This window comes from Marinomonas algicola (assembly GCF_014805825.1).
Lineage (GTDB): Bacteria > Pseudomonadota > Gammaproteobacteria > Pseudomonadales > Marinomonadaceae > Marinomonas > Marinomonas algicola.
Window position 1 is genome coordinate 3,710,815 of record NZ_CP061941.1, and the last position, 16,310, is coordinate 3,727,124.

Below are 16,310 nucleotides of genomic sequence, written 5' to 3' on the forward strand. Positions count from 1 at the left end.
TTCGATATGAACTTAATCCAAACACAATGCTATTTAAAATATGGCGTAATCAAATTAACAAGTTGCTTCTTACGGCCCTTGGGACTCGATTATTAAGTCGCTCGTTCATTAAAAAAACCGTTCTATATTGAGCAATACCATTGAAAACATTCAATAAAACCATTTTCATTTTCATTATCTTTAACTTCAACCATATTCTTTCTCACGAGTCACTATAATAGTTAATATGATTAACATTAGCTGAAAATTCATAAATAAAGTTTAATGTATTTACTGTAAAATTTAGAAAATAATAAGCTATTATAAATTATTATAAAAAGAGGAACACACTATGAATAAAGTAAAAGTTTTTGCAACCTCAGTCCTACTCAGTATATCAACCATTTTACCGGCCCAGACTGTTGAACTTACTACGATGAATTGGCTTCCTTATTATGGTGATAGTCTAGAACGTGGAGGATTTGTTACAGCACTTGTTGAAGAGGCACTATCCGCATCGGGATATGAAAGTGCTATTGAATTTACTTCATGGGAAATGGCCCTTGAAAACGCGAAAAAAGGGCAAAAAGACGCCATTGTTGGCGGTTATTATTCAGAACAACGCACTCAAGATTATTACTATTCATTACCGATATACACTGTATTGATGGGGTTAATAAAAACACCTAATACACCTGAGGAATACTATGATTCCTTTGAATCTATAGATAAATACAAGATTGGTAAACTTAAAGGCTCAGTCATAGGCGAGTCATTTGATAATTATACATTTAATAATCTAATGGAATACACAGAAGTCGCAGACGCGGTTAAAGCCTTAAATAGTGGTGAAATTAATCTTTATGCAGACAATTTGGCGGTTGCTAAAGAAGCCGCTAAGAAAATTGGCATCGATAGTGCACAACTCCAAATACTAATTCCACCTCTAGAAGAAAACGCACTTTATTTACTTATTTCAAAAGCAATCCCTAATGCAGAAAAGTTACGTGATGATTTTAACAAAGGACTTTTGAGTATTCAGAGTTCAGGTAAATACGATGAAATATTAGCACAATTCGATCAAAAATAATTCACCGACTTGAATTCTTATAAAAAACTAAGCCTGGATTTCTCAAACTTATTTTCTTACATTAAGTAGAAAATCCTAGGCTTTAGCTTTATCTCATTATTAAATGGCATGCGCTTTTTATAAAGCTTTCTTTAAATTTAGTATAACCTCAATAAACTTATATTTTTCAATACATTAGTCTAAAAAGACATTTTTTAAAAATGAAAATTTTCCTCTATTACAAATATTTTATGGTTTTTCTCAGCAACTTGCTTTAAAAATAGACTACATACGCAAGAGATAGTGGAAGTTTCATGTATCAATCATCAAGGATATTGTTAACTAGCTGCATTAATATTTCTTTATTAATCATTTTTGCAAGTGCCGTTTTTTTTCTAGGCAATGCTTGGCAACAGCATAAAGTGTACGTCGTCAGTGAAAAAGAAAAGGAGCTTTATTTTTCCCAAGTGGAAGGCTATCTTGAAGGTGTTACCTCTTTTCTTTCTTCTGTAGCAGCAAATTATACAGGTGAATGCCCCCGAGATTTTGTACGACTAATGCGCAAAGAATTATTTAACACACCGGGAGCCATTGAATTTGGCGTAATCCAAAAAGAAGGTGATCACGGGGCAGTTGCCTGTAATTCATGGGGCGATATAGATAGAATTCACGTTAGAGAGCCATCCCCACATAAAGGCTTTTTAATGACTGGCCCTCACACAATCAATTCATTAGAAATGCCTATTTTTGTTATTAAAAAAACGGTCAATGATTTTGAATATAATGTCATCATCAAGAAAAGCAGTGTGGATATATTCTCAAACGCGCAATCCGGTCTTATCATTTCTAACTCAGAAGAAATACAAGATCATCTTTATCGATATTCTGAAGTTATTAGTAATTTAGCTTATATTGAATCTCCATCTTCTTTAAAAAAAGTTTATAACCTCTACTTCATTCCAATTACCTTACTTTTATCCATTATTGCTTACTTTTTAGTCACGCCTAAATTAGTCAAAGCAATCGAAAAAATCATCTTAAGACGGAGAATAGAACAGCATTATTATCATAATGAGTACCAACCAATTATTGATACCAAAACGGGCCAAGTGTTCTCAATTGAAGTGCTGCTCAGAAGTAAGGATGATACAGCAACCATTGATACTATTACCAAAATGAAACACCTAGATCTGAGTATTGAACATACTCTATTTCAGATCGTCCAAGTCGAATCAAGTTTCAGGGAAGACTTTATTAAAAAAAATAGCTTTCAAATTAATATCTCCAGCTGCCATCTCGAAAGCCTCTATTTTGTCGAGCGCTTACAACAACTCAATCATCCAATTTGTCATAACTTAATTCTTGAAGTAACAGAAGATGAGAACTTAATGATAAAAAAACAGACCATTAAAAAGCATATGGAAATACTCAAGCGTCAAGGCTGCCGTTTTGCAATTGATGATTTTGGAATGGAGTACGCCGGGCTAGGGTATGTCTCTGAGTTTGATTTTGATATTGTCAAAACAGATAAAATTTTTATGGATCACACTCATAAAAACACGGCTATTCTAAAATCCATCATTGCGTTTTGTAATGAGCTTGGAATCCACTGTATTGCTGAAGGCATTGAAACAGAAGAAGACAAGAAAAAAACCATTGAAATTGGCATTCATTTACAGCAAGGTTGGTACCACGCTCGTCCTATGAGTACTGAAAATATCGTCTTGTATAAGTAAAAAATGATGTTTATTTGCCCGTTTATCTTTACAGATTAAAGAGTGACCCGTCATGTTACGCATTACTTCCTATGAGATTCAAGTCGTCAATATTCACTGTCACGTTCTCTACCTTCATCCTAATTGATTATAACGTGAGTTCAATGTACTGTATGGTCTTGTAAAGTAAAGGTTTATCGAGAATAAAACACAGCATTACCAGTGTAAAAATAGATCATTTTCTGGTTAGCCTAATTTCTCTGATTACGTCTATTTGAATATTTAAACAGTACTATATAACGCCTTTGAGCCTATTCAAAACCCATTATACAATGAGAAAATATGGACATAATAACCTGGCTGTCTTTAATCGCCATTTGCGTCATGGGGGCCATTTCACCAGGTCCAAGCTTAGCCGTAATACTCCGAGTTTCCATTTCTCAATCTCCCTTGCATGGCGTAGTTGCCGCCTTGGCTCACGGTTTAGGTATTGGATTTTGGGCGTTTTTGACGTTACAAGGCCTGGCTTTACTGATTGAACAACATCAGACGGCATTTTCTATTCTTACCTTATTGGGTGGACTTTATTTAGTCTGGCTTGGTATCAAATCCATACGTTATGCGGGTAAATCAGAAGAAACTAAAATAGAAGCCATCAAATCTTCCTATTGGGAATCCGTCCGTGACGGTTTAATGATTGCCTTAATGAACCCCAAAGCTGCACTTTTTTTCCTGGCTTTATTTAGCCAATTGATTAATGGTGAAATGACCCCTCTAATAAAAGTCCAAGTCTGGATGACCGTAGTGACAATTGATAGTCTTTGGTATATTTTGGTGGCGCTATTACTTGCGGGTGGGCCTGTTTTACCTTGGCTACGGAAAAATTTAATTTGGGTAGACAGAACAATGGGAGGATTATTGATGGTGATAGGTTTAAAAGTCATTATCGGTTAATGGCTTTGCCAATATCACCTCATAAAAAACCTCTTAGGTTTAATAAATCACTGATATTCATAAACAAAATAACCTATAAATACAAGAACGACAGTCAGTCTAGATCTACTCTCAGGTTAACAATAAGGCGTCCGTAAATGAGTGAAATCCCCTTCGTTCTGTTAGCATTTTTTGTGTTAGGCAGCTACGTACAAACCATCACCGGTTTTGCCTTTGGCTTAGTCGTCATGAGTGCAGCGGCTTTATTTTCTCTAGTATCTCTTGAGGTAGCGGCCTTTTCTGTTAGCGTATTGAGTTTGCTGAATTGTGTAACGGGGTTGGCGGGAGGCTTATGGCGGCAGGTGAATAGAAAGATATTATTCGCCTTCTTTTTAAGCAGTATTCCGGCAACCGTTTTTGGCGTTTATCTGCTTGGTAGCTTGGATGATGATGCCTTGCACTGGTTACAATTAATGCTAGGGCTTACCATCATACTAGCCTGTGGTATGAGCTTACTTAAACCGAAAAAAAACGAATCCCACTCACCATCATGGGCCTTTTTCCTTTGTGGCGGCTTTGCCGGGATTTTGGGGGGCTTATTTGCAACGGCTGGCCCACCAATATCTTATTTAATGTATCGGCAGCCCGTATCTCTGAACGTAATCAGGGCGTCATTACTGGGGATCTTTGTGTTTTCTTGTTTATCTCGAATTGGTATAACCACGCTAGCAGGTCAAGTAACCATGGAGATGATATGGCTAAGTGCGTTAGGGCTGCCTTGCGTCTTTATAACCACCTTATTGGCAAAACGTTATCCTCCAAATGTCTCACCTGAAGTGATTAAACGTGTTGCCATGGTTTTACTGCTTTTATCTGGGGTCAGTCTGGCACTAAAAGCCATTTTTTAAGTGTGTATTAGGCCAAAAAACCAGCGCTTTTTTATATTATAAACCTTTCTTATATCGATCGCTCATTTGCTTTTGAGTTTCTATTTATCCATCTAGCTCCTCTGCACTGTCATCGCACCATCGTATGTTGGTCGATTGAAGTAATCAGGATTGTCATTCATCATTACGGGGGTCACACATCCAATAAAAAATAATCAAGTTAAGAAGGTAACTGTGCGTTCCAGCACTGTTGATAGGCTTTCACTAATACTGTTAAGTCAGGCTTACAAACAGCACGACTTAAACGACCTTTAAGCTTCAAACTTTTATTTGATAAGAGGGCCGCACCAGCGGATGTACCTGTTACATCACGAGAGGCATAGATTTCACTCTCTTTCCTAAGGCTAGCCAAAATCGATAAAAAATGGGCATTTTTACTGAATGCACCTTCAATAATGACAGTATCACTAGCCCGAGTAAGGGAGAGGCAATAGTCCGTCATTAAAGCAACATAAACATCCGCCAAAGCCGACTGTTGCGCTGAAGTTAATATTGTGGCCTCTGGTAAAATACGACCCACATTCTGAGCAAAAGGACCTCCGCCTTTAGCATACGAAGGCATGGCCATAATCTGTTTGTCCAGTATAAAAACGATGTCATCCATTGTTGCTGGTGTATCGCTTCTCAAGGCTTCCCATTCACGCCCCCCCATAAAACGGATGGTTGGTGTGGCTCGCCCAAGAGCATCCACATTAGCTAACATATCTTTATTTTCATCTAAACTTTCCAGTTTACCATTCACCGTGGCTATCACAGTCCAAGTACCACTGGAAATAACCGTCAACGTTTCTTTGGGTTGACCTAGATAAGGAACTAAAGAAGCATTGCTATCGTGTATGCCATTAAAAATCACACATTCTTTTGGTAACCCTAGCAATTGGGCTAATTCAGGACGAATTTCCCCTAACTTCGCGCCCGTTTCCAGTACCGGTGGAAATAAATTAGTCCAACCTTGCTCATTACTCATTGTAGAGTAATGACAAGTAGTTGGATTCCATAGGTCGGTATGGCAACCTAACGACGTTACTTCTGCCACCTTATTTCCCGATAACTTGAATCCCCAGTATTGAGGATACAGTAACAAACTGGACACTTGAAAAAACTCGTGAGGATACGTTTTTTGCAGCCAAAACAATTGTTTCCCGAGATTTAAACCTTGAGGCAGCAAAGGACTAAAGGTTTCGTTAAATTCTGGACGAGCCGCCTTGTAAGACTCCGTACAATCATCAACGCCTGTAAATTCATAATCTAAAATAGGCATGGCAAGATCGTCACCAGACATACAGGCAACCGTCGCTCCATGAGTGGTAATCGCAATACTAGAAATGTAATACACCAGAGCCAAACGAGAAAGTTCTGTTTGGATCCAAGCCCAAATACCATCATGATCAATATGCGGATACAATCCAGTGTTTATAACTTGATTAACTCGCTTAGCCACTTTTAACAATTGCCCTGTTTGAGCGTCCATTAAGCAAATTTTTATATTTGTTTTGCCTATATCTAAAACGGCCACAACGTGTATTTTCACCGTTTCCTCAACATTAAATCGAAAAACTTCAGTGAGCTGAGTAGATAAAGGCTCAAAGGACGCTTCTTTGGTCTCCATAATGTCGGCCATATGCTCCCACCATCGTTGCATGACAGGATCATCAGAAAGAGCGGATCTATCTAAGTCTTCCGCATCAAACGTGGCATACAAGCGGTTGTTTCGTTCATCTAAATAAATGAAATAGTTTTTAATACCATGTAACCTTAAGTGGTCCGCTAATTCTGACCATAACTCATCATGACGTTTTTTGTATTCTGAAGCACAACCTTCATTCAAATACATAACGGATGCGTATTTCATGAAAGCCTCATCCTTTTAACTTTATACCGTTTGATTAAGACCGGTAAACTCACGACAAACATAAGCATTAAGCCAACGATAATGGTCATCACAATACCCGGAATATTCAATAACCCCATACCAAACGTTACCATTCCCATCAGTACGACCGCTAATACAACGCCACAAATCGTGCCACTGCCTCCCAAGATACTAACGCCACCTAAAACCACCATAGTAATAATACTCAATTCCCAACCCATAGCGATACTTGGACGAGTACTTCCAAGACGTGAAGTTAACAAAACGGCTGCGATACCCGACATAACACCGACTAATATAAATAAAACCAGCCTATGACGATCAACGTTGATACCAGAATAATAAGACGCCGTTGGATTATTTCCTATGGCAAAGGTATAACGACCAAATACAGTACGATGAAGTAACCAATAAAAGACTAAAGAAAAAACTAAAAAAACCATAAATTCAAACGAAAGTACCCAATACACATACCCCTGACCAAAGTAATCAAAGCCATCGGGGTATTCCTTTATAACGGTATCTCCCAAAATGATATAGCTAATACCACGGAACAAACTCATGGTGCCAATCGTTACCACAATAGATGGAATATTAAATCTGGTAACCAATATCCCATTAACAGACCCACATGCGGCCCCCACAAAAATACCTGCGATCACAACCAGATATAATGGTGCCCCCATTTGAGCAACCATCCCCATCATGGTGCTCGATAGCGAGATAATCGCGGCCACTGAAATATCAATTTCACGTGCAATGATTAACATTGCCATTGGTAAAGCAATTAGGGCCTTTTCAGTAAAGTTGAACGTGGCGTCGGATAAGTTCCAAGGATCTAGAAAATAAGGCGACAAAAACGAGTTCATGACGCACACGCCTAATAGGATCAAAATGAGAAATGTTTCCCAACGAAATAATTTATTCAATTTGCCAACAGGTAGAAAATCAGGGACGTTGTTCTTTGTTATTGTATTCATTTCATACCTCTCATTAAGAATTGGAAAAGCGATTAGGATCAGTAACTTTACGAAGAATGATACGGCCCTTTTTAATACCAGAACGAGAATTAGCAATCACGGCGATAATAATCACGGCACCCGAAATCGCCATTTGCCAAAATGGAGATACGCCAATAATAGGTAAAGCATTATTAACAATGCCGATAAACATGGCACCTGCGAGCACACCAAACACCGTTCCCATACCTCCCATAATACTGACTCCGCCAATAACACAAGCGGCAACAACTTGCAGTTCAAATCCATTAGCAACATCCACATAAGCGACAGCAAAACGAGATATCCATAGATAACCACATAGCCCAGCCAGCATGCCTGACACTACAAACGCATAAAACTGTACCTTTCCAACATTAACACCGGAGTAAAATGCGGCCGTTGGATTACCACCAGCTGAATAAAACGTCCTTCCCCAGACGGTGAAACGTAATGTAAGTAGCATCAAAATCAAAAACAATACGGCTAACCATCCGAGCACTGGAACTGATCCAAGTTCGGCTCGAGGAAAAGCAATAAATTCAGGAGACATCTGATGCGAGTTAATCCAATTACCATCAGAGAGTAAGAAGGTCATCCCACGGAAAACACTCATGGTACCCAAGGTAATCACGATAGAGGGCACTTTTAGTAACCACACAAATAATCCATTAATCGAACCCAATACGGCACCAATCAATAGTGATAAAACAATAATAAACACCATTGGCAGCTCGGGATTCGACTCGTTAACCATAGCAACAACCATGCCTGTAAAGGCCACATTAGCGGCAACAGACAAATCAATACAGCGGGTAATAATGACCAGCATTTGACCAAGCGCTAGAATAATTAAGATAGAGGTGTCATTAAATACATTAATAACATTCGCTACGCTTATAAAAGTAGGGTTAAGCAGGCCAACACAGAAAAACAAAATCACAACAACGACGCCTAATACCCCTTCTCGAGAACGTAAAAATGACTTAATCATACCTCTGCTCCTCCTGTAGCCATCGAAACCACTAGTTCAGGAGTGGCATCTTCTCTAGAGACTTCACCAACCATTCGGCCTTCACTCATAACTAAAATACGATCTGACATACCTAATACTTCCGGTAATTCTGATGAAACCATAACCACAGAAAGTCCCAGCTGCACTAATTCTGACATAAATTCATGCACGGCCGACTTAGAGCCAATGTCAATGCCTTTGGTTGGTTCATCCAGAATAATGACCTTTGGACCCGTGGCCAACCACTTTGCGATAACGATTTTTTGTTGATTACCACCCGACAGGTTACCTACAGGCTCGTTCCAACTAGAAGTTTTTACCTGCAGGCGCGTACCATATTGACGTGATAATTCCAGCTCCGCCTCACTATTTAACTGACCTCCTTTAGTAATCTTAAACATTTGCGGTAAGCTAATATTTTGGTAAATCGGCAATTCTAGTACCACACCTTGCTTCTGACGCTCTTCTGGTACATACACAATGCCATTGGCAATCGCTTCTTTAGGCGAGTTTATCGACACCCTTTGACTACCCACTTTAACCTCTCCAGTTATATTTTGGCTGGTACCAAACAGAGCCTGCATAACTTCTGTACGACCTGAACCTACTAACCCATAGAGACCTAAAATTTCGCCCGTTTTTACATGAAAACTTATGTCATGAAATTCAGTTGGATGAGAGAGACCTTTCACATCTAAGACCGTATCGCCAATTTCAGCCTCTTGTTTTGGATAGGTTGCTTTAATACTTCGCGCTACCATCATTTCAACTAACTGCTCTTCATTTGTATCGGAAATCAATCCTTCCCCAATATAATGACCATCACGAAATACCGTGTAATTGTCAGCAATACGGAAAATTTCATCAAATTTATGAGTAATAAAGAGAATGGCTTTACCATCTTGTTTAAGTTTGTCTATTAAATCGTACAACTCTTGAATTTCATGGTGGGAAAGGGCCGCTGTGGGCTCATCAAGAACCACTACCTTAGCGTCAATGGACAAAGCTCGGGCAATCGCTACCATATGCTTTTGACCAATACTTAGCTCCCCCAAATTATCTTTTGGGTTAATATTGGCATTTATAGAGGTTAAAATTGATTGGGCATCGATCGCCATACGCTTCCAGTCGATAGCCAACATATTTCTACGAGGATAATTCCCTAAAAAAATATTCTCCGCTACGGTCAAATTATCAAACAAAACCGTTTCTTGATGAATGGCCGTAATACCGAGTTGATGAGAGTCCTGCGGAGAGCTAAATTGTATAGGGGCACCATTAAATAAAATGGTGCCCTCATCAGGCTGATAAATGCCCGTCATAGTCTTTACAAGGGTTGATTTTCCTGCGCCGTTTTCACCAATCAAAGCCGTTACTTTGCCGGGATAAAGGTTCAGATTCACCTGGTTTAAGGCTTTTACGCCTGGGAAAATTTTACTCACGCCTTGTAAGCTGAAGATTGGAGTGCCTTCGATCATAAGCTTGGCTCTTATTGTTTTTTTATCGCTAGAAATAGAAGTATTAATACACGCGTTTCACTAATTGGGAGAGGTGAGTCTGCTCACTCACCTCTCCCAATGAATTTACGGCTTAGAAAACAGAAGAAAATGCATCCACATTAGAGGCATCGTAAACAAAAGGATCAGACATAGCACCGTCTCCACTTTCATCCAGTTTTAATTCACCCATACGACCCATTGGTACAGCGGTTTTAGTGTGATTTCCTTTAACCAAATTGTACGCCACCATAGTGGCAGAATAACCTAAGTCGATAGGGTTCCAGATAGCAAAATTGTGTACAGCTCCGCTATGAACATGACCAGCTAACTCCGAAGGTAACCCTAAGCCTGTAACAAATACTTTGCCAACTAACCCAAGGTCTGTCACCGCTTGTGCTGCGGCTAGAATCCCTACGGTTGTTGGAGCAACAATAACGTCTAGATCAGGGTGATTTTTAATCAATGCGACGGCTTCACGAAAGCTCTTATCAGCTAAATCGTCACCATATACAGTATCAACCAGTTTCAGGTTTGAAAACTCAGGCAGGGATTTTTTCATTTCATCAATCCAAATGTTTTGATTGGTCGATGTAGGGGTTGCACTTAAGATAGCAAAAGTGCCAGAGGACTTACCTTTTTGAACAACGGCATCCGCTGCCAATTTGACGTTCATACGCCCAATCAAACGGTTGCTAGAAGGATTAAGATGCACTTGACGACCCTTTTTACCCACACCTGAATCCCAAGAAATGACTTTAATACCTCGTTGTTGAGCTTTTTTAAGGGAAGGAACAAGGGCATCGGTATCATTGGCAGACACCGCAATGGCGTCGACACGCTGTGCGATCAAGGAATTGATGATTTCAATTTGACCTTCTGCCGTAGTGGACGTTGGGCCCGTATAAATAATTTCAACATCACCGAGTTCTTTCTTAGCCTCTTCAGCACCACGATGCGCGGCTTCAAAGAAACCAATACCCAAGGCTTTAACTAATAAAGCAACACGTACTTCATCAGCTGCAAACGAATGTGATGCGACTAATGTAGAACAAGCTAGAACCAGTGATTTTACTAGAGTACTTTTCATTATTATCTCCAAGAGTGCGTCCATCACCAACGGTTGCTTAAGGCAATATTGTGGATCTGAGCCGCATATTATTGTTTTTGTTGTCCTGCAATGATTAAGCGACAGCCTGCCGTCTCAATCATATCTTTACTCTTGTTATCAATACCGTCATCTGTGATCACGATATCTATGTGTGACAAGGGACAAATGATCATACTTGATCGGTTTTGAAACTTAGTACTATCAACCAAAAGCACCCGCTGATCTGCTCGATTAATAAATTTCATTACCGCTTGTACAATCTGTGGATCCGTCTCCATCACACCATGAGAATTAACACCATAAGCACTGATGAACAGCATATCTGCAAAAATGTGAGTCGTTATATCAGTCGGGTAAGGGCTCAGGATAATATTTTGCTCCCGATGGATTTTACCGCTTGGCACTGTCACACTGCATTTGCTCTTCTTCACTAATTGATCAGCAATAACGAATGAGTTAGTAAACACCTGCAGCTTCATATTGCGCATGTGTTCAGCCATAGCTGAAGTAGTCGTTCCTCCGCTGATCATAATGGACATTTTATCTGTCAAAAGATCCGTCGCGGCTTTAGCGATACTACGCTTTACATCTGTGTTCAGAGTTTGACTCACAGAGTAAGGCCGTCCAACTAAGCTTGCATCTGAAGGAGGATTAAGCGATTCCGCTCCACCTCGTACTCTTCTTAACAAACCTTTCTTGTCTAACAATGCAATGTCCCTACGAACTGTTGCTTCTGACGCTCCTAGCATTTCTACCAAGGAAGAGACAGTTACAACAGGACGCGAATCCACTTCAGACAAGATCACTCTATGCCTCTCAATCTCGTGCATAAATAATCCTCACAGTTTAATATAATTGTTTTTCAATCATCTTCAAGCACTTTTTGAAATAAAATGTTTGAAAATGATTGAATATGATCTAGTATATTTGCTATCAATCATTCTAACCCGCTGATTGCTCATAACAAATATAAAATAATTTTCTCCTAATCCTAATTAAGGATTGTGAGACACACAGAGGTTAACAATGTCTAACAGTAGCGCCATTCCAAACCGTTGGGACAATGCCACCGCAGAGTCCATGACGGAGCCTGAAAAACTTCAATATCGATCAAACTTGCTTGGTTCTGATATGAGAGTGACCAATTATGGTGGAGGCAACACCTCCGCAAAAATACAAATGACAGACCCTCTGTCAGGTAACCAAGTCGATGTCCTCTGGGTAAAAGGCTCTGGCGGCGACATTGGTTCTATGGGTCTTGATGGTTTTGCCACCTTATACATGGAAAAACTTAACGCCCTACTTCCTTTATATCGAGGCCTTGAATTTGAAGATGAAATGGTTGGTTACCTACCTCATTGTACGTTTAATTTAAACGCACGGGCGGCCAGTATTGATACGCCACTTCACGCCTACCTTCCTTATAAGCACGCGGATCATTTACATCCTGACTCTGTCATTGCCATTGCGGCAAGCAAAAACAGTCGTGAATTGACTGAAGAAATTTTCGGAAAGGACATTGGTTGGTTACCTTGGCGTCGTCCAGGCTTTCAGCTAGGCCAAGATCTTCACAAAATAGCCACTGAAAACCCTCACTTAAAAGGTGTGGTGTTAGAAAATCACGGCTTATTTACTTGGGCAGATGACTGTAAAGATTGCTACTTATTGTCTCTAGAAGTCATCAATAAAGCACAGGCATGGTTAGAAAAAAACAGCACGGGTAAGACCATTTTCGGAGGTGAAAAACACACCTCTCTACCCGCAAGTAAACGCGCTCAAGTTGCCGCTCAACTCATGCCGATTATTCGTGGAAAAACCAGTTTAACTCAACGTCAAATTGGCCACTTCAACCAATCAGAAGAAGTCATGCAATTTGTAAACTCCCATGACCTTGAACGTTTGGCACAATTAGGCACATCTTGTCCTGACCATTTCCTACGCACAAAGATTCGTCCCTTCGTAGTGAATTACAATCCGGAAACAGACAACTTGGATGAAGTAATTGCCTCTCTTAATGACGCACTAGAAGAGTATCGAAAAGATTATCGCGCCTACTACGACCGCTGCAAGAGAGAAAATAGTCCAGCACTACGCGATCCTAACGCCGTCATTTACCTCATTCCAGGGGTTGGGATGCTGTCATTTGCTAAAGACAAAGCGACGGCTCGCATTGCTGGAGAATTTTATGTCAATGCCATCAATGTGATGCGTGGTGCCGACACTGTCAGTGAATACATAGGTTTACCCGAGCAAGAAGCTTTCGGTATCGAATACTGGTTGTTAGAAGAAGCTAAACTACAACGCATGCCTAAACCTAAATCTTTAGCGGGACGTATTGCTGTAGTAACGGGTGGCGCGGGTGGTATTGGCTTAGCCACGGCACGTCGTATGGCACAAGAAGGAGCCAACATTGTTCTATTGGACATTGATACGGAAGCCTTGCAAAATGCCCATGAAAAAATAGCAAAAAAATACGGTAACGACTCTGTGTCGAGCATCAAAATGGACGTCACTAACGAGACCGATGTGTGCAATGCAATTCATCATTGTGCCCTCGCATTTGGAGGAGTAGACATCGTTATTTCCAACGCAGGGATTGCCTCTTCTGCACCAATTGAAGATACTTCTTTAGCACTCTGGAATAAGAATCAAGAGATTTTGTCTACGGGTTATTTCCTCGTTGCTCGTGAAGCCTTTGCTTTACTTAAAAAGCAAGAAATGGGGGGAACTATGGTGTTCGTTGCCAGTAAAAATGGTCTCGTCGCATCGGCTAATGCCAGTGCATACTGTGTCGCCAAAGCAGCAGAGATTCAATTGGCTCGCTGTGTTGCTCTGGAAGGTGCGCCGCTAGGTATTCGTTCCAATGTAGTCAACCCTGACGCCGTTTTGCGTGGTTCAAAAATTTGGACGGGGAAATGGAAAGAAGAACGAGCTAGCGCTTATAAAATGTCTACTGATGATCTAGAAGAACATTACCGTCAACGTAGTATGTTGAAATTAAACGTATTTCCGGAAGACATTGCCGAAGCAATCTACTTTTTTGCTTCAGATCTATCATCTAAGTCAACAGGCAACATCCTCAATGTGGATGCAGGACATGCGCCTTCTTTTACTCGATAACAAGAACAATATAGGTAACAAACATGACTCAACTTATTGATCAAGATTTATTACAAAACCAAAACGCTATCCATGAAACTGGAGTGAACAGCGACTATCAAGCTCTCGGAGAGAAACTGGATCGTGCAGGTATTAACATTGCCGATATATTAGAGCAAGCCAAAGACTTTACTATTGCGGTACCGTCTTGGGGAGTGGGGACAGGAGGTACTCGTTTTGCCCGCTTCCCAGGAAAAGGGGAACCACGCAATATTTTTGAAAAACTGGATGATTGTTCAGTCATTCAGCAACTTTCTCAAGCAACTCCGGCTGTGTCGTTGCATATTCCCTGGGACAAACCAAAAGACCCCAATGAGCTACGCCAGTATGCGGAACAATATGGTCTGCATTTCGATGCGATGAATTCCAATACCTTCCAGGATCAAGTCGGTCAGGAAGCTTCATATAAATTTGGTAGCTTAACCCATACGTCTAAAGCCATTCGAGAACAAGCAATTGCCCATAATATTGAAGTGGTCGAACTCGGAGAGAAATTAGGCTCAAAAGCGCTAACCGTGTGGGTAGGTGATGGTTCCAATTTCCCAGGGCAACAGCACTTCAAAAACAGTTTTTCTCATTATATAGATAGCATTAAAGAAGTTTATGCCTCATTGCCAGATGATTGGAATATGTTACTCGAACACAAAATTTTCGAACCGGCCTTCTATTCAACAGTGATACAAGATTGGGGAAGCAGCTACCTTGCCGCTAAAGAGACAGGCGAACGTTGCTTATCACTCGTCGATCTAGGTCATCATGCGCCTAACGTTAACATTGAAATGATTGTTAGCCGTTTAGCTCAATTCGGAAAACTTGGTGGTTTCCATTTTAATGATAGTAAGTATGGTGATGATGACTTAGACAGCGGCTCTATCAATCCTTATCAGTTATTTCTCATCTTTAATGAACTTACAGACATTCGAGCCCAAGATTCATCTTACAGCCCGTTCTATATGTTGGACCAATCACACAACGTTACGGACCCTATAGAAAGTTTAATGTACAGTGCCGCAGAAGTTCAACGTGCCTTTATAAAAAGCCTTTTGGTAAACCGTTCTGCTCTCACCGAATATCAAGAAGCAAACGACCCTATGATGGCTCAGTCCAGCTTGAAACAAGCTTATAACCTCGATGTTGAGCCTATCTTGCAAATAGCTCGTTTACAAACAGGTGGCGCCATCGACCCTGTCAGCTGCTACCGAGCCAGTAATTATCGTGCCACCGTGGCGAAAGCTCGCCCTGCCGATCCAAATAATACTGGGTCGGGCATTATATAGTCTATTACCCCCTCAAAAAGCTCAGTATTTTGCTGAGTTTTTTGAGCCTTATTAACTCAATTAAAAAAAGCCGATGCTTACCACGATAAACCCCAAGAACGCCAAACGGCCTTTAATGCCGCTCATTTCGCTAACTAATTAGATCAACGAATAACCTTCCTACTTTTCAAAGATTCCTTTTTAGACTAAATTGTTTTTTTAAATCGTTTGGTTTTTTGTAGAGTTAATAACATCCATCCGCTTTTTTACGTTTCATCAACATCTTCAAAATTTTTCTTACAAGAAGCTCTCATTTACTTTTGGGTTTCCACTGGAGCATTCAATCAATAATCGCTGGTCTTAAGCCTTTCTGCCCATTTACCATTATGGTATTGCTGACATTTTTCTTCCGTGTCATAGGTAATATGACTGTCTATTTTCTTTAAGACAACGTCGATTTCAAAGAGTTTTTTCTGGATTAAATGCGCTAGTTCTTGCTGCTGAGTCACCATAAAACGATCAAGGTGATCGTTTGTATCAAATATGCAGACAACGTTTAAACTATTCGGAAAATGTGAATAATCGACAAGGTGTGTTAGCCATTGAAAACCGGAGAAGGATTTTAGCGACGCCTCACACACTTCAGTTAATGCCATTCTAATTTGATTTTCTCGCTTTTTATCTGTCTTTCTCATTATGTCTCCTCTCTTCAATCCTAATGAACAGGCTTAGTAACACAGTCCATTTGATCGGCACAAA

At 40.2% G+C, this 16,310-nt stretch carries 13 protein-coding genes; 6 read left to right on the forward strand and 7 right to left on the reverse strand.

The genetic code is table 11. The features are described 5' to 3' along the window. Positions 1-331: 331 nt before the first annotated feature. From IEZ33_RS16930 to IEZ33_RS16945, 4 genes are all read left to right on the forward strand, one after another. Positions 332-1,069: a substrate-binding periplasmic protein gene (locus IEZ33_RS16930; RefSeq protein WP_191601184.1), complete on the forward strand. Its 738-nt coding sequence runs from the start codon at positions 332-334 to the stop codon at positions 1,067-1,069. 293 nt (positions 1,070-1,362) lie between these two features. Then, positions 1,363-2,784 carry an EAL domain-containing protein gene (locus IEZ33_RS16935; protein WP_191601185.1) on the forward strand — a complete coding sequence of 474 codons (1,422 nt, stop codon included), beginning with the start codon at positions 1,363-1,365 and terminating at the stop codon, positions 2,782-2,784. Between the two features lie 321 nt (positions 2,785-3,105). After that, positions 3,106-3,717, forward strand: a complete 612-nt coding sequence (locus IEZ33_RS16940) for a LysE family translocator (protein ID WP_191601186.1) — start codon at positions 3,106-3,108, stop codon at positions 3,715-3,717. 137 nt (positions 3,718-3,854) lie between these two features. Next, positions 3,855-4,604: a sulfite exporter TauE/SafE family protein gene (locus IEZ33_RS16945; RefSeq protein WP_191601187.1), complete on the forward strand. Its 750-nt coding sequence runs from the start codon at positions 3,855-3,857 to the stop codon at positions 4,602-4,604. A 199-nt stretch (positions 4,605-4,803) separates the two neighbouring features. Here the strand turns inward: IEZ33_RS16945 and IEZ33_RS16950 are convergent, their stop codons facing one another. From IEZ33_RS16950 to IEZ33_RS16975, 6 genes are all read right to left on the reverse strand, one after another. After that, on the reverse strand, positions 4,804-6,495 hold the full coding sequence (locus tag IEZ33_RS16950) for an L-rhamnose mutarotase (protein ID WP_191601188.1): 1,692 nt from the start codon (positions 6,493-6,495) through the stop codon (positions 4,804-4,806). After that, positions 6,492-7,496, reverse strand: a complete 1,005-nt coding sequence (locus tag IEZ33_RS16955; RefSeq protein WP_191601189.1) for an ABC transporter permease — start codon at positions 7,494-7,496, stop codon at positions 6,492-6,494. The genes IEZ33_RS16950 and IEZ33_RS16955 overlap by 4 nt, the downstream gene beginning before the upstream one ends. Positions 7,497-7,509: 13 nt before the next feature. After that, positions 7,510-8,508 (reverse strand): ABC transporter permease, encoded by a 999-nt coding sequence (locus IEZ33_RS16960; protein WP_191601190.1) that lies wholly within the window; start codon positions 8,506-8,508, stop codon positions 7,510-7,512. After that, positions 8,505-10,007: a sugar ABC transporter ATP-binding protein gene (locus IEZ33_RS16965; RefSeq protein ID WP_191601191.1), complete on the reverse strand. Its 1,503-nt coding sequence runs from the start codon at positions 10,005-10,007 to the stop codon at positions 8,505-8,507. The genes IEZ33_RS16960 and IEZ33_RS16965 overlap by 4 nt, the downstream gene beginning before the upstream one ends. 112 nt (positions 10,008-10,119) lie before the next feature. Then, a complete protein-coding gene (rhaS, locus tag IEZ33_RS16970) occupies positions 10,120-11,115 on the reverse strand; it encodes a rhamnose ABC transporter substrate-binding protein (protein ID WP_191601192.1) in 996 nt (331 codons plus the stop codon). A 68-nt stretch (positions 11,116-11,183) separates the two neighbouring features. Then, the gene (locus tag IEZ33_RS16975) at positions 11,184-11,966 is read right to left on the reverse strand and encodes a DeoR/GlpR family DNA-binding transcription regulator (protein ID WP_191601193.1); all 783 of its coding nucleotides are present in this window, start codon (positions 11,964-11,966) and stop codon (positions 11,184-11,186) included. Positions 11,967-12,162: 196 nt separating this feature from the next. Here IEZ33_RS16975 and IEZ33_RS16980 point away from each other — a divergent pair, with 196 nt between their 5' ends. Further along, on the forward strand, positions 12,163-14,256 hold the full coding sequence (locus IEZ33_RS16980) for a bifunctional rhamnulose-1-phosphate aldolase/short-chain dehydrogenase (RefSeq protein WP_191601194.1): 2,094 nt from the start codon (positions 12,163-12,165) through the stop codon (positions 14,254-14,256). 23 nt (positions 14,257-14,279) lie between these two features. Then, positions 14,280-15,572 (forward strand): L-rhamnose catabolism isomerase, encoded by a 1,293-nt coding sequence (gene rhaI, locus IEZ33_RS16985; RefSeq protein WP_191601195.1) that lies wholly within the window; start codon positions 14,280-14,282, stop codon positions 15,570-15,572. Positions 15,573-15,895: 323 nt separating this feature from the next. Here the strand turns inward: rhaI and IEZ33_RS16990 are convergent, their stop codons facing one another. Then, complete coding sequence (locus IEZ33_RS16990; protein WP_191601196.1) at positions 15,896-16,246, reverse strand: Fis family transcriptional regulator; 351 nt, start codon at positions 16,244-16,246, stop codon at positions 15,896-15,898. Positions 16,247-16,310: the final 64 nt, after the last annotated feature.